The organism is Cognatundibacterium squillarum (assembly GCF_014652435.1).
GTDB lineage: Bacteria > Pseudomonadota > Gammaproteobacteria > Burkholderiales > Burkholderiaceae_D > Undibacterium > Undibacterium squillarum.
Genome location: NZ_BMYU01000009.1, coordinates 97,695 through 121,544, shown reverse-complemented (window position 1 = coordinate 121,544; position 23,850 = coordinate 97,695). Strand labels below are relative to the sequence as shown.

General features: G+C 52.5%; 22 protein-coding genes and 4 tRNA genes. 20 read left to right on the top strand and 6 right to left on the bottom strand.

The features are described from left to right. Window positions 1–258 precede the first annotated feature (258 nt). Window positions 259–1,221, top strand: a complete 963-nt coding sequence (locus IE092_RS16160; protein ID WP_189358271.1) for a fumarylacetoacetate hydrolase family protein — start codon at window positions 259–261, stop codon at window positions 1,219–1,221. A 73-nt stretch (window positions 1,222–1,294) separates the two neighbouring features. Here the strand turns inward: IE092_RS16160 and IE092_RS16155 are convergent, their stop codons facing one another. After that, window positions 1,295–3,610, bottom strand: a complete 2,316-nt coding sequence (locus IE092_RS16155) for a patatin-like phospholipase family protein (RefSeq protein ID WP_189358269.1) — start codon at window positions 3,608–3,610, stop codon at window positions 1,295–1,297. 152 nt (window positions 3,611–3,762) lie between these two features. On the opposite strand from IE092_RS16155, the gene IE092_RS16150 reads away from it, so the two are divergent. Together IE092_RS16150 and IE092_RS16145 are read left to right on the top strand one after the other, a co-directional pair. Continuing rightward, window positions 3,763–4,704 carry a CysB family HTH-type transcriptional regulator gene (locus IE092_RS16150; RefSeq protein ID WP_189358267.1) on the top strand — a complete coding sequence of 314 codons (942 nt, stop codon included), beginning with the start codon at window positions 3,763–3,765 and terminating at the stop codon, window positions 4,702–4,704. Between the two features lie 129 nt (window positions 4,705–4,833). Next, entirely contained in the window at window positions 4,834–5,130 is a 297-nt protein-coding gene (locus IE092_RS16145) for an SCP2 sterol-binding domain-containing protein (protein WP_189358265.1), read from the top strand. A 392-nt stretch (window positions 5,131–5,522) separates the two neighbouring features. Here IE092_RS16145 and IE092_RS16140 read toward each other — a convergent pair whose 3' ends face one another. Continuing rightward, window positions 5,523–5,855, bottom strand: coding sequence for a hypothetical protein (locus IE092_RS16140; protein WP_189358263.1), 333 nt, complete (start codon window positions 5,853–5,855; stop codon window positions 5,523–5,525). Window positions 5,856–5,922: 67 nt separating this feature from the next. On the opposite strand from IE092_RS16140, the gene IE092_RS16135 reads away from it, so the two are divergent. Continuing rightward, window positions 5,923–6,237, top strand: a complete 315-nt coding sequence (locus IE092_RS16135; RefSeq protein ID WP_189358261.1) for a 2Fe-2S iron-sulfur cluster-binding protein — start codon at window positions 5,923–5,925, stop codon at window positions 6,235–6,237. Here IE092_RS16135 and IE092_RS16130 read toward each other — a convergent pair. Further along, the gene (locus IE092_RS16130; RefSeq protein WP_189358260.1) at window positions 6,185–7,252 is read right to left on the bottom strand and encodes a CapA family protein; all 1,068 of its coding nucleotides are present in this window, start codon (window positions 7,250–7,252) and stop codon (window positions 6,185–6,187) included. The two genes, IE092_RS16135 and IE092_RS16130, sit on opposite strands and share 53 nt — an antisense overlap. A gap of 48 nt (window positions 7,253–7,300) precedes the next feature. Beyond that, window positions 7,301–7,735 carry a hypothetical protein gene (locus IE092_RS16125; protein ID WP_229793213.1) on the bottom strand — a complete coding sequence of 145 codons (435 nt, stop codon included), beginning with the start codon at window positions 7,733–7,735 and terminating at the stop codon, window positions 7,301–7,303. Between the two features lie 145 nt (window positions 7,736–7,880). On the opposite strand from IE092_RS16125, the gene IE092_RS16120 reads away from it, so the two are divergent. From IE092_RS16120 to IE092_RS18965, 4 genes are all read left to right on the top strand, one after another. After that, entirely contained in the window at window positions 7,881–8,348 is a 468-nt protein-coding gene (locus tag IE092_RS16120; protein ID WP_189358257.1) for a thioesterase family protein, read from the top strand. Between the two features lie 106 nt (window positions 8,349–8,454). Beyond that, window positions 8,455–9,243, top strand: coding sequence for an enoyl-CoA hydratase/isomerase family protein (locus IE092_RS16115; protein ID WP_189358256.1), 789 nt, complete (start codon window positions 8,455–8,457; stop codon window positions 9,241–9,243). 226 nt (window positions 9,244–9,469) lie between these two features. Next, entirely contained in the window at window positions 9,470–9,673 is a 204-nt protein-coding gene (locus tag IE092_RS16110; RefSeq protein ID WP_189358254.1) for a cold-shock protein, read from the top strand. Between the two features lie 227 nt (window positions 9,674–9,900). Next, window positions 9,901–11,607, top strand: a complete 1,707-nt coding sequence (locus IE092_RS18965) for a methyl-accepting chemotaxis protein (protein WP_268249283.1) — start codon at window positions 9,901–9,903, stop codon at window positions 11,605–11,607. A gap of 401 nt (window positions 11,608–12,008) precedes the next feature. Here IE092_RS18965 and IE092_RS16100 read toward each other — a convergent pair whose 3' ends face one another. After that, window positions 12,009–12,911 carry a LysR family transcriptional regulator gene (locus IE092_RS16100; protein WP_189358252.1) on the bottom strand — a complete coding sequence of 301 codons (903 nt, stop codon included), beginning with the start codon at window positions 12,909–12,911 and terminating at the stop codon, window positions 12,009–12,011. A 165-nt stretch (window positions 12,912–13,076) separates the two neighbouring features. Between IE092_RS16100 and IE092_RS16095 the strand changes: the two genes are divergently transcribed. The 9 genes from IE092_RS16095 to IE092_RS16055 all read left to right on the top strand — a co-directional run bounded on the left by IE092_RS16095 (window position 13,077) and on the right by IE092_RS16055 (window position 21,126). Next, window positions 13,077–13,754, top strand: coding sequence for a haloacid dehalogenase type II (locus IE092_RS16095; protein ID WP_189358250.1), 678 nt, complete (start codon window positions 13,077–13,079; stop codon window positions 13,752–13,754). Between the two features lie 24 nt (window positions 13,755–13,778). Then, window positions 13,779–15,365 (top strand): malate synthase A, encoded by a 1,587-nt coding sequence (gene aceB / locus IE092_RS16090; RefSeq protein WP_189358248.1) that lies wholly within the window; start codon window positions 13,779–13,781, stop codon window positions 15,363–15,365. Between the two features lie 151 nt (window positions 15,366–15,516). After that, entirely contained in the window at window positions 15,517–16,110 is a 594-nt protein-coding gene (locus IE092_RS16085) for a DUF1415 domain-containing protein (protein WP_189358246.1), read from the top strand. A 589-nt stretch (window positions 16,111–16,699) separates the two neighbouring features. Further along, a complete protein-coding gene (locus tag IE092_RS16080; protein WP_189358244.1) occupies window positions 16,700–17,950 on the top strand; it encodes an aspartate kinase in 1,251 nt (416 codons plus the stop codon). Between the two features lie 109 nt (window positions 17,951–18,059). Further along, window positions 18,060–18,151 (top strand) — tRNA-Ser (locus tag IE092_RS16075). Window positions 18,152–18,478: 327 nt separating this feature from the next. Beyond that, window positions 18,479–20,356 carry a potassium transporter Kup gene (locus IE092_RS16070; RefSeq protein WP_189358242.1) on the top strand — a complete coding sequence of 626 codons (1,878 nt, stop codon included), beginning with the start codon at window positions 18,479–18,481 and terminating at the stop codon, window positions 20,354–20,356. 57 nt (window positions 20,357–20,413) lie between these two features. Beyond that, window positions 20,414–20,490: transfer RNA gene (locus IE092_RS16065), tRNA-Arg, on the top strand. Window positions 20,491–20,662: 172 nt separating this feature from the next. Further along, window positions 20,663–20,739, top strand: a tRNA-Arg gene (locus tag IE092_RS16060). 310 nt (window positions 20,740–21,049) lie between these two features. Then, window positions 21,050–21,126 (top strand) — tRNA-Arg (locus IE092_RS16055). Window positions 21,127–21,244: 118 nt separating this feature from the next. Here the strand turns inward: IE092_RS16055 and IE092_RS16050 are convergent. Continuing rightward, entirely contained in the window at window positions 21,245–21,658 is a 414-nt protein-coding gene (locus tag IE092_RS16050; protein ID WP_189358240.1) for a thioredoxin family protein, read from the bottom strand. A gap of 121 nt (window positions 21,659–21,779) precedes the next feature. Here IE092_RS16050 and tsaB point away from each other — a divergent pair, with 121 nt between their 5' ends. Genes tsaB through IE092_RS16035 form a run of 3 tightly spaced genes read left to right on the top strand, consistent with a single transcriptional unit; the run spans window position 21,780 to window position 23,850 of the window. After that, on the top strand, window positions 21,780–22,475 hold the full coding sequence (gene tsaB / locus IE092_RS16045) for a tRNA (adenosine(37)-N6)-threonylcarbamoyltransferase complex dimerization subunit type 1 TsaB (protein ID WP_189358238.1): 696 nt from the start codon (window positions 21,780–21,782) through the stop codon (window positions 22,473–22,475). Beyond that, window positions 22,475–22,927 (top strand): ribosomal protein S18-alanine N-acetyltransferase, encoded by a 453-nt coding sequence (gene rimI, locus IE092_RS16040; RefSeq protein ID WP_308427147.1) that lies wholly within the window; start codon window positions 22,475–22,477, stop codon window positions 22,925–22,927. Before tsaB ends, rimI begins: the two co-directional genes overlap by 1 nt. Then, window positions 22,927–23,850, top strand: coding sequence for a uracil-DNA glycosylase (locus IE092_RS16035; protein ID WP_189358236.1), 924 nt, complete (start codon window positions 22,927–22,929; stop codon window positions 23,848–23,850). Before rimI ends, IE092_RS16035 begins: the two co-directional genes overlap by 1 nt.

The following is a 23,850-nucleotide window of genomic DNA, read 5'->3' as shown; positions in this document are numbered from 1 at the left end:
GTTATGCCGTATTTTTCTGATAGCTGGCGATTGTAGGGATTTTTTGGGGATTTATGCCGTTTTCTGTGGTGATTTCGTGCGAAAACGTATCGGCCACCACTGGGTCGGCACAGTTTGTCCGCCACGGAGGTGGTAAATGTGATGCGTTTGGCTGAACTGGCGGCGATTAGTTCCGCACAATTGTGTCTTGCATTCGGCAGCGTCCTGCACGGACAATGCGGTCTGACCGAATAAAGCAGAATTTTCAGTGAGTACAAAATGAAACTGGCAACGTTGAATGATGGGTCCCGTAACGGACAACTGATCGTCGTGGCACGCGACTTGAAAACTGCCTGCATCGCGCATGATATTGCGCCGACGCTGCAGGCTGCGCTGGATGACTGGGGTTTTATCAGTCCGCAACTGGAAGCGCTGTATCAGAAACTGAACAGCGGCAAAGCTGCACACAGCTTCGAGTGGAAAGCGGGCGCCTGCATGGCACCGCTGCCGCGCGCATTCCGTAAATTCACAGCCCAGACGTATCCTGCCTTTGCAGAGCGCGTGCTGGCAGGGCAGTCACAGAAGACTGCCGCTGGCTTGCCGTTCATCACCGAGAGCCGCAGCGATCTGATGCGCGCACCGGCAGAAGATTTGCTGTTAATGTCAGAACAGGCAGAACTGGATTTTTCTGCGGAGATTCTGGTGCTGAGCGGTGATGCAGAGCAGGGCAGCAGTATTGCGGCGGCATTTGAGCAAATCCGTCTGATTGGTCTGGGTTGTCAGTGGCGTCTGCACGCAGCCAGCCTGCAGGAAACGACGCATTTCTCGCTGGCAGATGCCGGGACGACGCTGGCGCCGGTGCTGGTGACGCCGGATGAACTGGGCGAACACTGGCGTGAGGGGAAAGTGTCACTGCCGGTCAGAATCAGCTGGAACGGGAATCTGATCGGGCAACCGGATGCAGGTGGTATGGCATTCTCGTTTCCGCAATTACTGTCGTATCTGTCACTGCACAGCGCGGTAGTGAACGGCACACTGATCAGCGGCGGGGTAGTGACGGATGCGCAAACCACGCGCGGTGTCGGCTGTCTGGCAGAAAAACGGGCGCTGGAAAAAGCGGCAACCGGAGAATACCGCAGCAGCTTTCTGCGCCACGGGGATTTACTGAAAATCGAGATGCTTGATAAAGCCGGTAAGTCCGTGTTCGGGGCCATTGACACAGCGATTGTTGAATCACTGTAACTGACAAGCGTAACCTGCCTTAAAAATAGCGGGACGCATTTCTGAAACAGGATGAAATGCGTCCAGCGCTGTATCAGTGCAGCGGATCGGTTTGTTTGCCGAGCTGGAAGAAAATATTCTTCGCACCATTCTGACCAACAGCAAACCCCAGATATAAAGGGCCAAGGAAGCTGTTGACACCGGTAAATACGCTGATGCTCTTGCGCATATTATTCGGCGAATATTCCTTGCGCTCATTCCAGGCTTGTCCCGCTTCCACCGACGTACCCAGGAACAGGCTTTGTCCCGCCATTTCAAAATTTACCGCACGCAGCAGATAAGTGGCGCTGCCGTACAGCATATAGTTACCGACGAACTGATCCTGCTGATACGCCGTAAGTTTCTGGAAGCCGCCGAGGAAAGACCCGACACCGCGTGCCTGACTGGTATCGGACTGAAATAAACCGGCAGCGCTGATTTTCAGATTCAGGCTGTGGTTACCGCGGCTGGCTGCCCACAGACCGCTGGCCGACAATTCCTGAAACTTCTGATGCGAGCCATCCAGTCCGATGAACAGCGACGATTCCACTTTATAACCTTCACGCGGAAATGCCGGATCGCTGAGCTGGTCAATCACGAAACCGGTTTTCAGACCGAACTGCTGCAAGGTGGCCTGCGGCAGCGCATTCGAAATGCTGGTGATGGTCGGGTCATTTGCTGAACCGATCAGAATGCCCCCCAGTTTTGGCGAAACGCGGTAGCTGTTGAAATTCAGACCGATACGCGCTTCGCCCAGCGTACTGCGTACACCGAGCGGTATCGCCAGTTCGATACCGGCCCGTTCAGTGCGCAGGCTGTATTCCGCCAGACGGACATCTTCACGGTAATAATTCAGCGAAGAATCAGAAAACTCTGCAAACGGTGCGAGATACATTCCTTCGCGCTCGTATAAAGGCTGGCGCAGTTCGCTGCGTAACTTCAGCACATTGCCGAACTCAGCATCATTGCGCCATTCAAGTCCGCCTTCCGTCAGCCACGGACGGCGATGCCCGACTTGCAGACGATAACCACCGGCACCATCAAAACCGCTGGACAGACTGAGGCCGAAGCGCAGGAAATGCGGTCCCCAGTTTTTGCCCTTGGTTTTGATCTTCACGCCGTATTCATCACCTTTTTGCACCAGCTCATGGCTGATGCTGTCAAATTCGCGGCGGCTGTTCAGTTCGGTCAGTTTGCGGTTGATATCGTCAGCCACGTAAAACTCACCGGTACTGATGCCTAGCTGACGGCGGATATCATCCACCGGAATCGCTGCATCATTTTCGATCTCAACGAAACTGATCTGTACCGGCCGCAGCATGGTGTTTTCGCGGACACGGGCATTCACGTTGTGCACATATTCCGGCACCGCCAGCGCAGACAGAAACGCTTGTTTCCGGATGGCGGCATTTTCCCCGATCTGAATGGCATCACGGGCGCGGCCAAAATCCATAAAACCGATATCACCGAGATCCGGTTCAATCAGAATGTCATTGCCGGCGATGATCAGCTTTTTTTGTGCCTCAACGTTTTGCTCGGTCAGAATATTAATCATTTGCTGACTGACACTGAACAGAGTTTGCAGTTTGTCGCGCGGCAGCAGCGGGGTGCCGATGTTGACGGCGATGATGACATCTGCGCCCATTTCCCGCGCAATGTCTACCGGCAGATTTTTCACCAGACCACCATCCGCCAGCAAGCGTCCGTCGATTTCGGTCGGCGCGAATACACCGGGCGCTGCCATACTGGCGCGAATTGCCTTGTGCAGAGGACCTTTATCGAACACCACCATTTGCCCGGTTTCCAGATCGGTTGCCACGGCGCGGAAAGGAATCGGCAAGCGGTCAAACGGTAAATCGGGTGCCAGATGCGAAGTCCAGTTCTGAATTAATTCCTGAAACTGATTGGCCTGCACCACACCGGCAGGAAGGCGCACGCCGTTGGCGCTGACACCCAGCGTTGCGCCCAGCGGATACTGTTCGTCTTCTTCTCTGATGGATTGCGGCTGAATGCGGCGGTCAACGCGGTCCAGCGCCACATCATTCAGTTTTGTTTGCGCGAGTCGTTTTTCAATTTCGCTGGCAGATAAGCCGGAAGCGTACAAACCACCGATCACTGCGCCCATGCTGGTACCCGCAATGCAGTCAACCGGAATCCGCATTTCCTCCAGTTTTTTCAGCACTCCGATATGTGCAAAACCGCGTGCGCCACCGCCGGATAAGGCAAGGCAGACTTTCGGATGTTTTTTAATACTGTGTTGTACGGTCAGGCTTTCTGCCTGCGCGGTGACAGCTGGCAGCAGGAACAGAAAGCCAGTGCAGCAAAGAAGGACTTTGCGAAAAAATTGCAATTTGCCGGATCGGAGATTCATAAAATGTCTGCCATATGGCTTATATGCTGATATGCTATATCGAATATGAAAAACTAACAGAAATGCGAATAATGAAGCTTGTTATATCCGGCATTGTGCCTGATTTGCATGTTGAATTGGCATTTTAAGCAGATGAGGGAGGCAAGTTTGCGATGAACCTGCATCAGTTACGATTTGTGCGCGAAGCGGTGCGTCAGAATTTCAATCTGACCGAGGCGGCAAAAGCGCTGTTCACATCCCAGCCCGGGGTTTCCAAAGCCATTATTGAGCTGGAAGAAGAACTGGGGATCGATATTTTTACCCGTCACGGCAAGCGGATTCGCGGCCTGACTGAACCTGGCCGTGCAGTGCTGAAATCGGTTGAGCTGATCATGCAGGAAATTGATGGCTTAAAGCGTATCGGTAAAGAATATGCTGCACAGGATAGCGGCAGTTTCACGATTGCGACCACACATACGCAAGCGCGCTATGCTTTGCCGAAAGTGGTACATGCCTTCATGCAAAAGTATCCTAAGGTCAGACTGTCGCTGCTGCAGGGGAATCCGCGTCAGATTGCAGACATGGTGATGCGCGATCAGGCAGATCTGGTGATTGCGACAGAAGCCATCGCCGGTTACGACGGTTTGATTTCGCTGCCGTATTATCAGTGGGAGCATGTGGTGGTGGTCGCGCCGGATCATCCGCTGCTGAAGCTGAAACATCTGACGCTGGAAGATTTGGCGCATTATCCGCTGGTCACGTATGACGCTGCATTCGCCGGACGCACGCGACTGGACCATGCATTTCAGGTGCGTAACCTGAAACCGGATATTTTGCTGGAAGCGATTGATGCCGACGTGATCAAAACCTATGTGGAACTGGGGCTGGGGGTCGGCATTATCGCCGGTATGGCGTTCGACGCTGAGCGCGATAAACATTTGCGTGCGATTCCGGCCGGACATTTGTTCGGTATGAATGTTTCCCGCGTCGCGCTGAAACAGGGTGCGTATCTGCGCAGTTATGTCTACACCTTTATCGAATTACTGAATCCGACACTGAGCCGCAAAATGGTGGATCAGGTCATGCAGGGGCAGAAAGACAGTTACGACCTGTAAAGTGCCGGTGTTGTGGCAGCAGGTGTTCTCGGACAGGGATGAATACGAGGCGAAAGTTCTAGTATTGTCCCTCCAGTCGGCCACATGCTACAGTTGCGCGCGGTTAATAATCTGATTGAGGAGACGACAATGGATCTGCAAGCATGTACAGAAGCAATTCGCACGAAAGTTGGTAACGACAGCGGCCTGAACGCAACCCTGAAATTTGATTGCGGCGCGGACGGCGTAGTATTTGTTGACGCAACTACCGTACCTAACGTTGTCAGCAACGACAACAACGATGCAGCCTGCACCATCACCATCGCACTGGCGGATCTGGGCGCATTGCTGACTGGTCAGCTGAACCCGATGAACGGCTTCATGATGGGTAAACTGAAGGTTGCTGGCGATATGGGTATCGCAATGCGTTTGCAATCTGTGGTTTAAGCAAACCCTGTATTACCGTAACGCAGCGGCATCTTGCCGTAGCGCTGCGAAAGACAAAAACACCGCTTCCTGATTCAGGACGCGGTGTTTTTTTATGTCTGTCTATGTCTTTAGAAAACGCAGGATGGCGATGCCGGTGCAGGAAAATGTTTTCACTTCATCGTTTGTCCGGCAGATTCCGTTTGCCGGAAGTGCGCCGGACGCAGACCGGACGCCGGATGGGGCTCCGTTTCAGGCCGGTTTTTGACCGGAATGCGGATTCTGGCACAGCGATCCGGCGGTCGTCGGCAGAAACTCCGGCCGTCACAAAATCACAGATGACGATTTCCGCACAGTTAAGCGCCTTTTCCATACGGATACGTTGCTGTTCGCCGTTGCTCCGGAGTGCGGTATTACAGCATCAGTGCAGCAGTCGCCAGTGCTGAGCTGCCATCCGGATGTAAGGCATCAAAGCAGCGGGTACAATGCGCGCAGAACAAGTGCGTTCGTCGTACGTGCCGGTATTTCAGCAGTAATTGCAGCGATGATTCCGGGCAGTAAGGGCAATGTTCGCGCATGTAACCGGCAGCGTCGGTATCAGGCGTCATATACTGACCTTCAATAATTTCGCCATCGATGACTTCGCGCGGGTCCAGCTCTATCAGAATAAATGCCGGGCTGTATTGTTGTCTGCGTTCAGGACCGTGATAGGTGGAACGCGGGGATGCGGCGTACACAGGATTCATGACGACACCAGAGAAAGTGAAACTGTTCCCGTTCTAGTTCGCAGAAAGCAAAAGAGCAAGGTAAGAAATGCAAATCCAAGAAAATCCTGACACGCATCAAGTAATGCTGCTGCCATCCGGTCTGCACTTCGGGGTGCAAGAAGGCGAGACCGTGTTGCTGGCGGCATTGCGTCAGCACATTACTATGCCAAGTTCCTGCCGCAACGGTACCTGCCGGGCCTGCATGTGCCGTAAGCAGGCGGGTGAGGTCCGTTATCTGATTGACTGGCCAGGCCTAAGTCCGGATGAAAAAGCCGAGGGCTGGATACTGCCCTGCGTTGCCACCCCACTTACTGCGCTGGCGTTGCAGGTTCCGCTGGCAAAGCGGAAGTCCCCGGCCTGATCCATGCAGCAGAGGCGGAAGTGCAGACGGCGGGTACCGCCAGTCCGCGATGCCAGCAAGGGCTGGACTGTGCCGGCATGAATGCCGGAATGCCGCGCTGGTTCAGTCTGACCGGTTTGGTATCAAAGGCAATCACACCTTGGCGGTCAATTTCCAGACGTGCAATCCAGCCACGGGTTTGCGGTTCATTGTCCAGCGAATCGATCAGAAAATTGCCGAGGCTGTAAATAATCGGTTTGCCACGGTAAATTTCGGTCTCCTGCGTCACATGCGGATGGCCGCCGACGACCGCAGTAGCGCCGGCATCAATCATTTTGTAAGCGAGTTCCCGTTGCCTTTTGCTAGCGACACGCTCGTTTTCCCAGCCCCAGTGCATGAACGGAATCACAATATCAGCGCGCTGCTGTTCAATAGCGTGGCGGATATCCAGAATTACCTGTTCATCTTCGCTCCAGGCCACTCCGGGCGTGTCTGAGGTGGCTTCAAAACTGCGCGGCATAAATTCGTTGTAGGCGAGAATAGCAATCCGCAAACCCTGTTTTTCGATGATGAGAGGCTGATGCGCGTCACGCAGATTTTTTCCGCCACCCACGGTCATGAATCCCGCTTTGCGCGTATGTTCCAGCGTATCCAGAAACGCCGTTTTGCCAAAATCACCGGAATGGTTATTGGCAACAGATAGCACCTCGAAATACGGCTTCAGTAATTTCAGTGTGACAGGATGGGCGCGGAAGGTAAAAATCTTGCGACCACGTTCACCACGCAGCGACACCACACTTTCCAGATTGCCGATACGCAGATCGGTAGAGGTCAGGATGTCGCTGACACCGCGCAGCGGATCGCGGCCTTTTTTCATCATATTGCCCGGAATGCCATCCGGTACGATGTCGCCGGCAAACAGCAAAGTCAGTCCTTTTTCCTGCGGTAGCGGGGAATGGTCGGCGCTGACTGCGGTGCCGGTCAGTCCAGCCAGTAACAAACCAGCGCAAAGGCGTGTGAATAAGTGTTTTTTCATCGCGGGAATTCAGATAACGGTGGTGTGCTGATGACGGCGGGCTGTCGCTTACTGCGGCGGGTTGTATAAATCGCAGGCGTACTGAAGGATGCGCTCTAATTCGCCGGCGTACAGCAGATTATCCGGCGTGAGCTTATATACTTGCGGGCTGTAGGCAAACGGCCCTGTATAGCTGGCCTGATGCACCGGAATATCGCCGCCATCGCGCTGCAGATAGGCGTACAGTTTGATGTAATCGATTTTTCCGGGTTTGCCGACCATCACGGCTTTAAAGCGGAAACGGCCTTCGATGTCGGTTTCCGGTACGGAATACGGGTCAACAACGATGTGCGTCTGAAGACTGACAGTGGTGCTGGCATAGGTAACCTTGCAGCGCAGCTCCGGCTGCATGCCGGTTTCCTGCGCAAACACAGCTTGTGACAAAAGAAGGCTGAGCGTCAGTAATCCGGTCTTCACGTGCATGTTTGTCAGCTTGTTATTCATATCGGATCAGCGATTATGCGCGGACAAAACCGGAATGCAAAGTACATCCGCATACTTGCTGTATATGTTTGTTGTAAGCCGGTCAGCTCCTGCTGCATTGATCAGGCCAGTCAATATCCTTCAACATCTTATTAATTAAAAAGATATGCATACCAATGCGGAATTTCATCAGTATTTACATCATGTGCTGGAAGAGAAAATTCCTTTCTGCAAGTTACTGGGCATGAAGCTGACCGATCTGAACGCAGATCATCCGAAATTAACAATACACAAGCAGCCTGAGCTGATAGGGAATTTCTCTCAGGGCATGCTGCACGGCGGTGTGATTGCTTCGGTGCTCGACAGCATCGGTGCAGTTGGCGTCCTGCTCAAAATGGCGCAGCAGACACCACGTCAGACAGCGATGGAACAGGTCGCGGAATTCGCGCAAATGAGCACAATTGATTTGCGTATCGACTTTCTGAAGCCTGCGCGTGGTGAGGTGTTTATTGCATCTGCTGAAGTTACGCGCTTAGGCCGGCGGGTGGCCAATGTGCTGATGCAAATGCACGATCAGGAAGGTGTACGCATTGCGACAGGGGCAGCCGCATTTATTCTGCACGGCAAAGCCTGAAGCCGTAGCTGCGAGTTTAACATCAGTTCACATTCGGATTACTTTTGATCTCCTAGCATGAGGGGAGACGCTGTTCAGCGTCATCCACAGATTGCAGGAGTTCGCTATGAGTATCCGTCTTGAAATGCAGGATCAGGTCGCACGCATCCTGATCTCCCATCCGGCAAGGATGAATGCGCTGGGTGAAGCGCAAATCCGTCAGCTGGAACAAATTTCCCATGAGCTTGGCGAAAGAGCCGGTCTGCGCGTGATTTTGCTGAAAGCGGAAGGCGAAGTCTTTGGTGCGGGCGGCGATTTGCGCGGGCTGGCGCAGGAGGGAGGAGTGCAGCCGCGGCGGCTGGCAGAGGCGACTGCCGTGTTTTCTGCGGCTATGCTGCGCTTGCAACAATTGCCTGCCATCATGATTGCGGGCGTGCATGGCTATGTCGGTGGCTCCAGTTTTGCGATGATGAACTTCGCCGATATGGTGATTGCTGCGCAGTTCACACGGTTTAACACCGGTTATATGCGCTTTGCTTCGGGGCCTGACGGTGCGATGAGCTGGTGGCTGCCGCGGCTGGCGGGTTACCGTCAGGCATTACAATGGCTGTTGCTGGCAGAAAATCTGACGCCGGAAGAGTTGCAAGCAGCCGGGCTTATAAATCTGGTTGTACCGGATGAACAGTTAAACGATGTACTGGAGAAGATGGCAGCGCGGATTCTGCGGGCGCCGCCACAATGTGTTTCCGCCCTTAAAAAACTGTTACTGGCGTCTCAGAACAACAGTATTGAACAGCAAATGGCGATGGAAACCGAGGCGATGGCAAGTCTTGCTGCTTCGCCGGATTTTCAGGAAGGCATACGTGCATTTGCTGAAAAACGGGCGCCCCGGTTTGGTCTGGGGCCCTTGCGTTAAATGTCATCAAATTAACGTTTCTGAATCGGACATTTAAACTTTTGGCTATGAAATGCGACATTTGGATCAACTTTAACTGTTTTATTTGACTTAGCCGGAATAAATGTGCGTATAATCGGATTCGTCGTTGAAATTCAAAGTGGTTTTGCAGTATCGGTCTGTCATTTCTTACTGAGGTTGAAACGATTTTGGGCATTTGCCTCAACTCAATTTTTTTGGAAATATCATGGCACAAGGTACTGTTAAATGGTTTAACGATGCAAAAGGTTTCGGTTTCATTACACCTGATGAAGGTGGCGAAGACCTGTTCGCGCACTTCTCCGCGATCCAGTCTAACGGCTTCAAATCTCTGAAAGAAAACCAACGCGTTTCTTTCGAAGTAACTACTGGCCCTAAAGGCAAGCAAGCTTCTAACATCGTTCCACTGTAATTCTTACAGTCGATACGCTGAATAAAAAATCCTCGCATTCGCGGGGATTTTTTTTCGCCTGTTGCTTGAGTATTACGCAGGAATTCGTCTGACAAAACACACAATCGCAAAGATGTCGTATTGAGCATAATTTGATTTCAGTGCTATTGTTCATTATCAAGACTTTTTGGTAAGAAGTTTGTATCCTCCGTGTTGCTCTATAGAAAATCATTACAGGAAAACTGCATATGTTTAATCTGACAATTCGCATGCGGCTGATTGCCACAATGTCTTTTATGGCCGTGATGCTGGTCATCGGGGGACTGATGGGGATGGCCGGTGTGCGCAACGGCAACGGTATTATTGAGGAAATCTTAACGAACCAGATGCCATCGATGGAAATGCTGGCGAATTCCCGCGTGGCACTGCTGCGTTCCCGGACCGCTATCGACCGTGCGATTGCGCACCCTGAGCATCCGAACTTTAAAGAAAACCTTGACCGCTCTGTGAAATTCAAGGAGCAATCGGATAAGGCAATGCAGGATTACCTGAAGCTGCCGCAAACGCCGGAAGAAAAGAAGTTGTCCGATGAAACGGTCGCAGCACGTGAAGCTTACCTCAAGGATTTCGATAAAATGGTGTCCGCGCTGAAAGCCGGAAACCGTGACGAAGCAGATGCGATCAATATGGAGATCGCTGCGAAGTCATATTCTGCTTATGCTGATAAAGTGTCTGCACTGAATGACTATCAGGTCAAAGTTGTGCATGACATGTATGACGATACCCGCCAGTTTTTTAAAGTGTTTGTATGGGTGGATGTGTTGGGCGTATTGGGTGGTCTTATCGCCGTATTTATCTCTGCGCATTTCCTGTTACGCGCAATTTCTCACCCGTTGCATCAGGCACTGCGTCAGTTCAAATCCATTGGTGACGGCGATCTGACGCAGCAGCTGCGTCCGGAATCTAAGGACGAAATGGGCGAACTGATTTCCGGTCTGGAAAATATGCGTCAGTCGCTGGTGCAGACCGTGACGATGGTACGTCAGAGCAGTGGTTCGATAGCAGTGTCGGCACAGGAAATTGCAGAAGGCAATATGGATTTGTCTTCCCGTACCGAACAACAGGCTGCCAGCCTGGAAGAAACTGCTTCCTCGATGGAAGAATTGACATCTACTGTGCAGCAAAATGCTGACAATGCACGTCAGGCAAATACGCTGGCGGTACGCGCTTCGGAAGTGGCAACCCGTGGTGGTCAGGTGGTGGGCAATGTGGTGCACACCATGGCGTCTATTAAGGAAAGCTCGCAAAAAATTGTCGATATTATCGGCGTGATTGACGGCATTGCATTCCAGACCAATATTCTGGCGCTGAATGCTGCGGTGGAAGCGGCACGTGCGGGTGAACAGGGCCGTGGTTTCGCGGTGGTGGCGAGTGAAGTGCGTAGTCTGGCGCAGCGTTCAGCGGGCGCAGCGAAAGAGATCAAAGAACTGATCGGCACGTCGGTAGAGAAAGTCGAAGAGGGTGCAGCGCTGGTGGATAACGCCGGTAAAACCATGGATGAGATCGTCACCTCGATTAAGAGTGTGGCGGACATCATGGCGGAAATCACTGCCGCCAGTGCGGAGCAGCGTGATGGTATCCAGCAGGTAAATCAGGCTGTGACCAAAATGGATGAATCGACACAGCAAAATGCGGCACTGGTGGAAGAGGCCGCGGCAGCAGCCGGCAGTATGCGCGAACAGGCTAATCTGCTGAATCAGGCTGTCGGTATTTTCAAAGTGGAACAGGGTCAGAGTTACGACTTCGACCGCTCTGCAGCGGAACCCATTATTGCAGCCGCACCGGCTGTGAAGCCTGCAGCGCGTACCGCAGCAAAACCGGCGGCCCGTCCGGCAGTGAAATCGATTCCGGCATCTAAACCAAAAGATGATGGTGGCGACTGGGAAGAGTTCTGACCTGGTTGCCGGTTTGTGCCGGTAAGTTTGTGCAGTAAAGCAACATTATTCAATGATAAGAAAGCGCCGTTTTCTGTACTGAAAACGGCGCTTTTGTTTTGCGGATTAGCTGCGCTGAAGGTGTCGGCTTTATTGTGGTCTGTGCGTCAGAATTTCCAGAGGCTTCGCTGTCAGTATCAGGCGGTTAGCGGAGGGGCAAACAAAAGCGCGCAACGCAGCCGGAAATTGCCTGAAAATGCCTTAAATGCGGATTCTGGCATAGCGATCCGGCGGTCGTCGGCAGAAAGTCTGGGCCTCCGGAAATACCTGATGACGACAGCTGCATAGTAATGGCTGTGTAAATGCTGTGCGAAGACACAGTCCTGAAACCACAGCTTGCCGGATCGCTGATTCAGTGCAGCTTATTTGCGCCAGTAATCCGGCAGCGCATAGGCCTGCCGTAAAAAGTCGATGAAAGCACGGATGCGGAATGGCAAATGCCGGCGCTGGGCAAAAATCGCGTAAATATCATTGCCCGGTGCAGTGAATTCATCGAGCACGGTAACCAGCTTGCCGGATTCGATTTCGGTGCCGACTTCCCACATCGAGCGCCACGCCAGACCGCGTCCGGCCAGCGCCCAGTCGTGCAGCACTTCGCCATCGTTGCAGACCATATTTCCTTCGACTTTGATCGTCACATTTTTGCCGTTCTGCCGGAAAGTCCAGCCGCGCTGGCTGCCGTCCGCACTAAAGGCCAGACAATTGTGCGACATCAGATCGTCCAGCGTGCGCGGTCTGCCGTGTTTGCTCAGATAATCCGGCGAAGCGACGACGACCCGTTTGTTATCGGCCAGCTTTACGCCTATCAGGTTGGAGTCGCTGAGCGCGGCGATGCGAATCGCCACGTCGATGCCTTCACCGATCAGATCCACCACACGGTCGTTCAGGCTCAGAGTCAGCTCTAAGCCCGGATGCAAATCCAGAAATGCGGGAATCAGCGGTGCCACATGCTGACGCCCGAAACCGGCCGGTGCGGATATGGTCAGTGCGCCGCTGGCAGTGGCACTGCGTTCCGATACCTGCGCTTCTGCCTCCTCCAGTTCGGCCAGAATGCGCTGACAATCTTCAAGAAATGAACTGCCCTCGTGTGTCAGGGCAATTTTACGGGTGGTGCGTTGTAAGAGTTTGACACCGAGTCTTTCTTCTAATGCGTCCAGCCGGCGGCTGATCATGGCCGGTGCCACGCCTTCCGCCCGCGCCGCTGCTGACAGGCTGCCTCGTGACGCAACCTCAGCAAAAGTGCTGATTTGTTTGAACTGATCCATCTCGTGGATTCCCCCAAAGTGTTCTTTGTTTTTGTTATGAACTGCATATTTTTCTTATTTTTGCGTAAAAGTAAAAGATAAAGTGATAAATCTCCCTCTTTATGTTGGTTTTGATTGAATATACTGTAGTGGAACGCAACGATTACCAGGATAAAGGTGAAGCTTATGCCGGCACGTGCAGTGATTTTTGATGCTTACGGCACCTTATTTGATGTCTACGCGCTGGCGTCCACGGCGGAACGTTTTTATCCCGGTGCAGGAACGGCACTCGCACAATTGTGGCGCACTAAGCAGATTGAGTACACCCAGTTGCGCACCATGTGTTGTATGTATAAGCCATTTTGGGAAGTCACGCAGGATGCACTGGTATTCAGCTGCCGCAAACTCGGGCTGGCGCTGAATATCGAAGCGCAGAACGCGCTGATGGGGGAATACGCCCGTTTGCCGGTGTTTCCCGAATGCGAACAGGTATTACAGCAACTGCGGACGATGCCGCTGACGCTGGCGATTTTATCGAACGGCACCACGCCGATGCTGCAGTCCGCACTGGAAGCCGCGGGATTGCGCAGCTACTTTCATCATGTGTTGTCGGCAGACAGCGTACAGAAATATAAAACGGCACCGGAGGTCTATCAGATGGGTCCGGATGTGCTGGGGCTGGCAGCGCGGGACATTCTGTTTGTGTCAGCGAATGGCTGGGATGCCTGCGGTGCAGGCTGGTTCGGTTACACCACATTCTGGGTGAACCGCCAGCAGGCACCGGCGGAAGAACTGGGTGTATTGCCGCAGGGCACGGGCAATAGCTTGCAGGATGTAGTGAATTTTTTATCGTCAAACCTTTAAATTTTGAAACGGATGGAGACCCGCATGACTACAATCAGCTTGCCGGAAGGCGTACAGATTACCGCCGACATCAAACCCGGCTATGAACAGATTCTGACCACCGAAGCCCTGAGCTTTGTCGCGAAACTGAGCCGCGCATTTGAAGAGCGCCGCCAGTCGCTGCTGCAAGCCCGCATCGAACGCGCCAAACGCATGGATGCCGGTGAGCGTCCGGACTTTCTGGAATCCACCCGCCATATCCGCGAAGGTGACTGGACGATTGCGCCGCTGCCAAAAGCGCTGGAATGCCGCCGCGTGGAAATCACCGGCCCGGTTGAGCGCAAGATGGTGATCAATGCGCTGAATTCCGGTGCCGACAGCTACATGACGGACTTTGAAGATTCAAATACCCCAAACTGGGATAACCAGATTCAGGGGCAGATCAATATGCGCGATGCCGTACGCCGCACGATCAGTCTGGAACAAAATGGTAAACACTATGTACTGAACGACAAAGTGGCGACACTGGTGGTGCGTCCGCGTGGCTGGCATCTGGATGAAAAGCATGTGCTGGTCGATGGCAAACGCATTTCCGGCGGTATTTTCGATTTCGCGCTGTTCCTGTTCCACAATGCCAAAGAACAACTGGCACGCGGCGCCGGTCCGTATTTCTATCTGCCGAAAATGGAATCCCATCTGGAAGCGCGTTTGTGGAACGACATTTTCGTGATGGCGCAAAACGAGCTGGGTTTGGCGCAAGGCACGATCAAAGCCACCGTTCTGATTGAAACCATCGTCGCGGCGTTTGAAATGGATGAAATCCTGTACGAACTGCGTGAACACAGTTCCGGTCTGAATGCCGGTCGCTGGGATTACATCTTCTCCTGTATCAAAAAATTCAAAAACGACCGCGACTTCTGTCTGGCGGACCGCGGCAAAGTCACGATGACCGCGCCATTCATGCGTGCGTATGCATTGCTGTTGCTGAAAACCTGCCACAAACGTAATGCACCGGCGATTGGCGGTATGTCTGCGCTGATCCCGATCAAAAATGATCCTGAGAAAAATGAAGTTGCCATGGGCGGTGTGCGTTCCGACAAAGCCCGCGATGCGACCGATGGTTACGACGGCGGTTGGGTTGCCCATCCGGGACTGGTCGATCTGGCGATGACCGAGTTCAAAAAAGTGCTCGGCGATGCGCCGAATCAAATCAGCAAACAACGTCCGGACGTGCAAACCACAGCGGCCGATCTGCTGAACTTCCAGCCGGAAACGCCGATTACTGAGGCCGGTCTGCGTTACAACATCAACGTCGGTATTCACTATCTGGGTGCATGGCTGGCGGGTAATGGCTGCGTACCGATTCACAATCTGATGGAAGATGCAGCAACCGCAGAAATCTCTCGTTCTCAGGTATGGCAATGGATACGCACACCGAAAGGCGTGCTGGAAGATGGCCGTAAAGTGACTGCGGAGATGGTGAAAGCCATGATTCCGGAAGAACTGGTCAAAGTGAAAGCAGTTGCCGGTGACGGCGCAACATACGACCGTGCCGCGCAGATTTTTGAAGAAATGTCGACCTCTGACAATTTCGCCGAATTCCTGACGCTGCCACTGTACGAAGAAGTCTGATCTGTACAGCGAATAAAAGGCTGACAGCAGCGCTTGCGCTGACGCAGTGAATCCATAAAAAAACCGGTATGGCGCAGGCTGTACCGGTTTTTTTATCGGGGCAGGGCAATGCGGCATGCTATTCTTCGCCCCATCTGAGAAAGGAAGCTTTATGTCACCACGTCGTGTCACCAACGAACAGGTCATTGCCGCAACCACCAACTGGCTGGAAAAAGCAGTGATCGGACTCAATCTCTGCCCGTTTGCCAAAGCGGTGCATGTCAAACAGCAAGTGCGCTATGTCGTCAGCGAGGCAGAAACACCGGAAGAACTGGTCGAAGTCTTGCGGCAGGAACTGGAAGTGCTGGCCGAAGCCAATCCGGAGAAAACCGAAACCACGCTGCTGATCCATCCGTATGTGCTGAACGATTTTCTGGATTTTAATGATTTTCTGGATGTCGCCGATGCGCTGCTGGAAGAGCTGGATCTGGATGGCATACTGCAGATTGCGAACTTCCATCCGGATTATCAGTTTGCGGATTCGGAGCCGGGCGATATCGAAAACTATACCAACCGCTCGCCGTATCCGACTCTGCATTTGCTGCGCGAAGAAAGCATAGACCGCGCCGTGGATGCGTTTCCGGATGCCGCCGCCATCTTTGACCGCAATATGGCGATGATGCGTAAACTGGGCCATGAAGGCTGGTACGATTTGCTGGATGGTAAGCTCGATCCGGCCAGCGTGAAACCGGAACAGGATCAGTAAGCTGTGTTCCGGTATCGGTGTCGTACCGTTAGTGATATCTGAACACCTGCAAAAATGAAGCGCCGTTGTGCACAGCACCACGGCGTTTTTTCGTTCAGAAGCAGATAAATCGTTTACTGCTTTTCCGGTGTGCGCGAAAACCGCGTTTAAGCGACTGATTTCTTATATCCATATACCGCAGATGCATATGGTGCATATCAGTGCCTGTTATGCAGGAATTGGCATGCAGCTTCGCCACATCAACTGAGCTGTGCCGCTTTTTACTGAAATTTCAGGGGGTATGTGGCAAAACATGGCAATTGTCTCAGTAAATACGCGGGCTTTTAAATATACCCCCTGGGGTATATTTTCATTGAAATCCGCATCAGAAACGGCTGTGCAGACCAGTTGCAACAAGTGTGCCGCCGGACAGCGGTAAACAGGCATTTTTTTGCAGGATTTCTTTACAAAATTCGATAAATTGCGATTTTGAAATCGAAAAACCTAAGAAAATTTACTCGGGCTTTGCCTTGTTATTTTGCAGGGCAGCATGTAGAGTTAGGGGTTGATTTACGGCTTTTTTTCACCCCCCTTTCAGTCTTGTACATCTATGGCTTTAATCGTTCACAAATACGGTGGCACCTCGATGGGCTCAGTCGAGCGCATCAGGAATGTCGCTAAACGCGTTGCCAAATGGCATGATGCCGGTCACCAGATCGTTGTGGTGCCTTCGGCCATGTCCGGCGAAACCAACCGTCTTCTGGGTCTGGCAAAGGAATTGTCCGCCGATCCGACACCGCGTGAACTTGATATGATTGCCGCAACCGGTGAACAAGTCTCTGTCGGTCTGCTGGCCATCGCGTTGCAGGCAATCGGCAAAGATGCGGTCTCGTATGCGGGCTGGCAAGTTCCGATCAAAACAGACTCTGCCTATACTAAGGCGCGCATTTCTTCTATCGATGATAAGAAAGTAAAGGCAGATCTGGACGCCGGCCGCATCGTGATTATTACCGGCTTTCAGGGTGTGGATGATCTGGGTAATATTACGACGCTGGGTCGCGGCGGTTCTGATACTTCAGCGGTTGCCGTTGCGGCAGCACTGCAGGCACAGGAATGCCTGATTTACACCGACGTAGACGGTGTCTACACCACTGATCCACGTGTGGTGACAGATGCCCGCCGTCTGAAAACCATTACCTTTGAAGAAATGCTGGAAATGGCATCGCTGGGCTCTAAAGTTTTGCAAATCCGCTCTGTGGAATTTGCCGGTAACTACCGCATGCCAACCCGCGTACTCTCATCGCTGACCGACCCGTTAATGCCGCTGGAAGAAGAAGCTGCTTCCGGCACCCTGATTTCGTTTGAGGAAGATACAAATATGGAACAAGCAACCGTCACTGGCATCGCGTTTAACCGTGATGAGGCGAAGATCACCGTCCTGTGCGTACCGGATCGTCCGGGCATTGCTTACCAGATCCTCGGCCCTGTAGCGGATGCCAATATCGAAGTCGATATGATTATCCAGAACCAGTCCGTTGAAGGCAAAACAGACTTTACATTCACCGTACCGCGCGCAGATTACAACAAAGCGATGCAGGTATTGCAGGACAGTGTGCGTGAACATGTTGGTGCAACCAATATCGTTGGCGACAGCAAAGTATCCAAAGTGTCCGTGGTCGGCGTTGGTATGCGCAGCCACGTTGGCATCGCGTCCCAGATGTTCCGTACTTTGTCGGAAGAAGGTATCAATATCCAGATGATTTCGACTTCCGAAATCAAAATCTCCGTCCTGATCGACGAGAAATATATGGAGCTGGCAGTACGTGCGCTGCATAAAGCCTTCGGTCTGGAAAACGCGTAAAAAGTTGCCCGTATCAACACAATTTTGTGTGCGGGCAGTTGACCAAATGCGGTTGAGCAGATATTATCTTGGTCTCAACTGCGATCCACAGTAATGTGGTCGTTAGTGTGGAGACGTGGCCGAGTGGCCGAAGGCACCTCCCTGCTAAGGAGGCATCTGGGGTAACCTGGATCGTGAGTTCGAATCTCACCGTCTCCGCCAGAATATAAGCCTCTGAACTCTGTTCAGAGGCTTTTTTCTTTTCTGTCTGCGATATCTTCCTTTTTCTTCCCTTTGTTTGCCGCCAAAATCCGGGTCGGCATGTTTCGTCTGATATATCCTGCTTCATCCGTCGTGCATTTCCCGCTCACTCTCCGTCGGATGTCGCGGCGCGGCAGACATAAAACGCGTAAAAATGCTGTAAATTTTCCGGTGCCGGCGGGAAGTGTTGCGTAAACTTTCTATTCAATGTGAATTTCATATGACAAGATTGAATTTCGCGCCGAATTGGCCTATTGTGCAATGCACCATTAACTTCAAGGTATGCAATTGGGAACAGAACATGGAAAAAGCAGCCTCAAAGCGCTGACGCTGGCTGCAATCGGTATCGTTTATGGTGATATCGGAACCAGTCCGCTGTACACGATGAAGGAAATCTTTTCGGCGGAACACGGACTGGCTGTCAATCCGGACAATATTTTTGGCGTCGTTTCTCTGATTTTGTGGGGCTTAATCATTATCGTGGCCCTCAAATATGTGACCCTGATTCTGCGGGCACATAATCGTGGTGAAGGCGGGATCATGGCGCTGACGGCGCTGGCACTGGAATCGGTCGGTAAAAAATCGGCATGGCATTTTCCTTTGCTGGTACTCGGGCTGTTTGGCGCAGCTTTGTTTTTCGGTGATGGTGTCATTACGCCGGCGATTTCTGTGCTTTCAGCAATCGAAGGGCTGGAAGTGGCGACGCCGGCATTTCAGCCATTCGTTGTGCCGATTACGCTGACTGTACTGGTGGCGTTGTACGCGGTGCAATCCAAGGGGACAGCGGGGATCGGTAAATGGTTTGGTCCAATCATGCTGATCTGGTTTTTCTCGCTGGCAGCGATGGGTGTTTATAACATCATTAAGAATCCGGTTATTCTGGAGGCGCTGAATCCATTCCGTGCACTGGAATTTCTGAATCGCCATCGCTTTGCGGCATTTCTGGCGCTGGGTGCGGTAGTGCTGGCGCTGACCGGTGCAGAAGCGCTGTATGCTGACATGGGGCACTTCGGCGCTAAGCCGATTCGTTTTGCGTGGTTCATGATTGTGTTTCCGGCGCTGGCGCTGAATTATCTGGGGCAGGGCGCATTGCTGCTGGCTAATCCTGCAGCGGCTGAAAATCCGTTTTATTCTCAGCTCGGTGCCTGGAGTATTTATCCGCTGGTGATTTTGTCCGCGACGGCAACGGTGATTGCTTCTCAGGCCACCATTTCCGGTACGTTCTCTATGACCAAGCAGGCGATTTCGCTGGGTATTCTGCCGCGTATGGAAATTATTCATACTTCCGCAAAAGAGATTGGTCAGATTTATATTCCGGCGATTAACTGGATGCAGCTGGCAGCCGTGGTTGCTGCGGTGATTGGCTTCGCATCGTCTTCCAAGCTGGCAGCTGCTTACGGTATTGCGGTAACCGGCACCATGCTGGTGACATCGCTGCTGACTTTCTTCGTGATTCGTTACGGCTGGAAATACAATCTGCTGCTGTGTCTTGCGTCGACCAGTTTCTTCCTGTTTATCGACATTTCTCTGTTCTCCGCGAATGCTCTGAAATTCTTTCACGGGGGCTGGTTCCCGATTCTGCTCGGCGTGATTATGTTCACCATCATGATTACCTGGAAGCGCGGACGTGAGCTGGTGTTTGAGAACCTGAAAAAGCATGCAATTCCGCTGGAAGATTTTCTGGAGTCCCTGTTTGTTTCTCCTCCGGTACGTGTGCCGGGCACGGCAGTGTTTCTGCGTGGTGAGGCAGACGGTGTGCCGCATGCGTTGCTGCATAATCTGTCGCACAACAAGATTGTTCATGAGCGCATTGTTTTCCTGACGCTGCGTAATAAGGAGATTCCGTGGGTGCCGTTTAACGAGCGGATTCAGGTAACGGATCTCGGGCATAACTGTTTTCAGGTCGATGTGAATTACGGTTTTAAGAATGAGCCGGATATTCCGAATGCGCTGGAGCTGTGCGCGCAGCACGGACTGAGCTTTGAGCCGATGGAGACCTCGTACTTCATCGCACGTCAGACGATCGTGTCCCGTCCGGGTAGCGGCATGGTTGGCTGGCGTGAGTGGTTGTTTGTGACGATGTCGCGCAATGCGCGTGATGCTGCTGACTTCTACCGCATTCCTAGCAACCGCGTGATTGAAGTCGGTTCGCAGGTGGAAATCTGATTCCTGCCTGCCACCTCTTTACAATTGGCAACGCATTGGGCTATAATCTTGTTCTTCGCGGCCGTAGCTCAGCTGGATAGAGTACTTGGCTACGAACCAAGGGGTCGTGGGTTCGATTCCTGCCGGCCGCACCAGTATTAAGAAAAAGGATTAGATGAAAATCTGGTCCTTTTTTGTTTTGTCCGGCGAAACTGCGCATGTCTGCGTCGTGCGTCCTGAGTATCCGGCGGACGATTGCGGATAAAGCTCTTTTTGCTGTAGGGGCTGGAAAATTGCAATCGCTTCTGATATAGTTTCGTTCTCTGCGCGGCCGTAGCTCAGCTGGATAGAGTACTTGGCTACGAACCAAGGGGTCGTGGGTTCGATTCCTGCCGGCCGCACCAGCTTTAAGAAAAAGGATCAGATGAAAATCTGGTCCTTTTTTGTTTTGCGCGTTTGAAAATGACTGAGGCTGGATTGCATTTCTGCAGTTTTTGGGAAGTACGAAATTGCCGGATATCGCAATTAACGAGGCGGCCCAGGGAGTTCCCGAATTTACATTGCAGCTATGGAAGCGATGATTCGATTGCAGAATTGCGTATTTAGTCGCGCTGTTCCGTGCCAGTGAGTTTTCCGGATAAAAGCGTTGCGCATGAAGAAATTTCCGTCGCGGACTGGCTTTTTTAGCCGGAGTCGTGCATAATACATGTCTTCGCGGCCGTAGCTCAGCTGGATAGAGTACTTGGCTACGAACCAAGGGGTCGTGGGTTCGATTCCTGCCGGCCGCACCAGTATTAAGAAAAAGGATCAGATGAAAATCTGATCCTTTTTTGTTTTCGGAAAGCGTTTTATCAGATTGTGTCCAGCTTTTGCTGCCATCGCTATGCAATGGCAGCGTACGACGAAGTGTCAGGAAATAGCCAGCAGACTGTTGCGCAGATTCCAGTTATCCGGTGCGTGCTGGTTCAGTGATGTTCGCTGAAATTGTTTGCGTGAGCCATCTTCCGGTGCGCTGAATGATTGCATCATGCGATGCAATTGCTGGGTATCCGGCAGCATTGTTCCGAGAAATTCAATCTGATCATCAACTTGAACCAGAATTGTCGGGAAGTTTTCGATATCGATGTCTTCCACCAGACTGGCCTGATCTTCAATATCGATCCAGCAAAAGCATTTGTCCGGATGTTTCTCTGCCAGTGCTTCAAATGCACTGCGATAGGCGTTACAGGTATCGCACCACGCGGCGCAGAGGCAGGCAACCAGCCAGCGGCTGTTCGGTAAATGTTCCTGAATGCTGTCAGGGTGCAGAGATAAAACGGTCATAAATAATAGTCAGATGCAGGGATGTGGCAAATGTCCTGTCAGGCATAAAGCAAATGCAGATTATGCATGCTGTGTGCGCAAACTGCAGCGCAGTGCCGGATGAAGCAAGTACAATAGCGAAATGACGACAATTTTAGCAATAGAAACCTCGAATGAGTTTGCCTCTGCCGCTTTATTGCGCGATGGCAAACTGTCTTTCATTGATATCCCTTCTGCGGAAACGCATTCTGAAGCCAGCCTGCCAGCCATGCAGCGCCTTCTCGGCGATGCCGGCATTGCTTTGCAGGATTGTGATGCAATTGCATTCGGTTGCGGACCGGGTGCATTTACTGGTGTACGTACCGCGTGCGGGCTGGTGCAGGGCATGGCTTACGGCGCAGATTTGCCGGTAGTGCCGGTAGTGACGCTGGAAGCTATGGCGCTGGCTGCTGCTGCACAGCATGGCGATGCGGACTTTCTGTGTTTGCTGGATGCGCGCATGAAAGAAATGTATGCGGCTGTCTGCCGCGTCCGGAATCAGGCTGTTACTGTGATGATTGCGCCGGTACTGACCGCCATTGATGCCGCATTGCTGTCGGACTGGCTGGCGCAGTACCCTTCACTGGTACTGGCGCTGGGACCGGGACTGGACTTGCCGGAGGCTGCGGCAAGCTGTCCGCTGGTACATGCGCGTCCGCATGCTGCCGACGTGGCGCGTATCGGCAGTCAGCGCTTTTTATCCGGACAAACGGTCAGTGCTGCAGAGGCGGAGCCGCTCTATCTGCGTAATAAAATTGCACTGACAACGGCTGAGCGCGCATTGCAGGGACGGCCGTAATGCTTTCACAGCAAGTTTCTGTACTGAGTATGGCAGATATTGACTGCCTGTTGCCGGTAGAAGAACAAGCTCACAGCCATCCGTGGACGCGCGGGCATTTCACAGATTCTTTTGTCGCCGCTTATTCAGCCTTTGGCGTGCGCAATACCGAAGGCGACATTCTTGCTTATATGTTTTTGATGCCGGTGCTGGAAGAATTGCATTTACTGAATATTACTGTTCGTCCTGAAGCGCAAGGGAATGGATTTGCCAGAGTGCTGCTCGACTTTATGCAGCAATATGGTCTGGAGCAAGGCTTTGAATCGGTATTGCTTGAGGTGCGTCGATCCAACGCAAGGGCGATTTCTGTGTATCAGTCGGCGGGATTTGCTGAAATCGGCAAACGTAAAAATTATTACCCGGTTGATGCACATACGCGCGAAGATGCAATCGTAATGAGGAAAATACTCTGATGAATCCGGCGTCTGCAGTCCAACAGTTACGGGTTTTCGATGAAATGGGGCTGGGGCCTTTGTGGCTCAGCAAGCATCCTGTACTTGCAGAAACAACGGAAACTGCGGAAGCTCCGGAAACAGCTGTATCCGCAGGAGCCGAAGTTGAGCAACCTGAACTTGCCGAAGTAATGAAGCAGTCTGGGCAAATGACTCCCGCAGATACCGCGCCTGTGGCTACCGCGGCAGATGAGCTGCTGATACCGGAATCGGTGCCAGCCAGTACGGATGACAGCATTGTTGAGGAATTGATGTTCCTGCCGGTTGCGGATGTTCAGCCTTCAGACAGCTCCCGGGTATCGCGTATTCAGTCTATGGACTGGCAGACATTGCAAACAGAAGTTGCTTCCTGTCAGCAATGTGGTTTGTGTCAGGGCAGGGCGAATACGGTGTTTGGTGTCGGCGATTCTGCTGCGCCGTGGTTATTTGTCGGTGAAGGTCCCGGTTACAACGAAAACCTGCAAGGCGAGCCGTTTGTCGGTGCTGCGGGTCAGTTACTCGACAATATGTTGCGCGCACTCGGTATCGCCCGCGGGCAGCGTGCGTATATCGCCAATATCGTGAAATGCCGTCCTACCGATGACAATGGCCGCGACCGTCCGCCATCAGCAGAGGAAGTGGCGGCCTGTTTGCCGTATCTGCAGCGTCAGATTGCGCTGATTCAACCACGCATGATTATCGCGCTGGGTAAAACGGCGGCGGTCAGTCTGCTCGGAATGAGTCCGGAGACGCCGGTCGGACAATTGCGCGGACGCGCCCATCGGTTGAATGGCATCCCACTGGTGGTAACTTACCATCCGGCATATTTACTGCGCAAACCGGCAGACAAAGCCAAAGCCTGGCAGGATTTATGTCTGGCACTGGATCATTTTTCGCCTGAATAA

Bases quoted from the DNA above. Each gene is read 5' to 3' on its own strand.
- aceB (WP_189358248.1), top strand. From the start codon at position 13,779: ATGACTACAATCAGCTTGCCGGAAGGCGTACAGATTACCGCCGACATC.
- IE092_RS16140 (WP_189358263.1), bottom strand. From the start codon at position 5,855: ATGAATCCTGTGTACGCCGCATCCCCGCGTTCCACCTATCACGGTCCT.
- IE092_RS16035 (WP_189358236.1), top strand. From the start codon at position 22,927: ATGAATCCGGCGTCTGCAGTCCAACAGTTACGGGTTTTCGATGAAATG.
- IE092_RS16130 (WP_189358260.1), bottom strand. From the start codon at position 7,252: ATGAAAAAACACTTATTCACACGCCTTTGCGCTGGTTTGTTACTGGCT.
- tsaB (WP_189358238.1), top strand. From the start codon at position 21,780: ATGACGACAATTTTAGCAATAGAAACCTCGAATGAGTTTGCCTCTGCC.
- IE092_RS16120 (WP_189358257.1), top strand. From the start codon at position 7,881: ATGCATACCAATGCGGAATTTCATCAGTATTTACATCATGTGCTGGAA.
- IE092_RS16115 (WP_189358256.1), top strand. From the start codon at position 8,455: ATGAGTATCCGTCTTGAAATGCAGGATCAGGTCGCACGCATCCTGATC.
- IE092_RS16085 (WP_189358246.1), top strand. From the start codon at position 15,517: ATGTCACCACGTCGTGTCACCAACGAACAGGTCATTGCCGCAACCACC.
- IE092_RS16095 (WP_189358250.1), top strand. From the start codon at position 13,077: ATGCCGGCACGTGCAGTGATTTTTGATGCTTACGGCACCTTATTTGAT.
- IE092_RS16160 (WP_189358271.1), top strand. From the start codon at position 259: ATGAAACTGGCAACGTTGAATGATGGGTCCCGTAACGGACAACTGATC.
- IE092_RS16145 (WP_189358265.1), top strand. From the start codon at position 4,834: ATGGATCTGCAAGCATGTACAGAAGCAATTCGCACGAAAGTTGGTAAC.
- IE092_RS16150 (WP_189358267.1), top strand. From the start codon at position 3,763: ATGAACCTGCATCAGTTACGATTTGTGCGCGAAGCGGTGCGTCAGAAT.
- IE092_RS16110 (WP_189358254.1), top strand. From the start codon at position 9,470: ATGGCACAAGGTACTGTTAAATGGTTTAACGATGCAAAAGGTTTCGGT.
- IE092_RS16155 (WP_189358269.1), bottom strand. From the start codon at position 3,610: ATGAATCTCCGATCCGGCAAATTGCAATTTTTTCGCAAAGTCCTTCTT.
- IE092_RS16050 (WP_189358240.1), bottom strand. From the start codon at position 21,658: ATGACCGTTTTATCTCTGCACCCTGACAGCATTCAGGAACATTTACCG.
- IE092_RS18965 (WP_268249283.1), top strand. From the start codon at position 9,901: ATGTTTAATCTGACAATTCGCATGCGGCTGATTGCCACAATGTCTTTT.
- IE092_RS16100 (WP_189358252.1), bottom strand. From the start codon at position 12,911: ATGGATCAGTTCAAACAAATCAGCACTTTTGCTGAGGTTGCGTCACGA.
- IE092_RS16135 (WP_189358261.1), top strand. From the start codon at position 5,923: ATGCAAATCCAAGAAAATCCTGACACGCATCAAGTAATGCTGCTGCCA.
- IE092_RS16080 (WP_189358244.1), top strand. From the start codon at position 16,700: ATGGCTTTAATCGTTCACAAATACGGTGGCACCTCGATGGGCTCAGTC.
- IE092_RS16125 (WP_229793213.1), bottom strand. From the start codon at position 7,735: ATGAATAACAAGCTGACAAACATGCACGTGAAGACCGGATTACTGACG.
- rimI (WP_308427147.1), top strand. From the start codon at position 22,475: ATGCTTTCACAGCAAGTTTCTGTACTGAGTATGGCAGATATTGACTGC.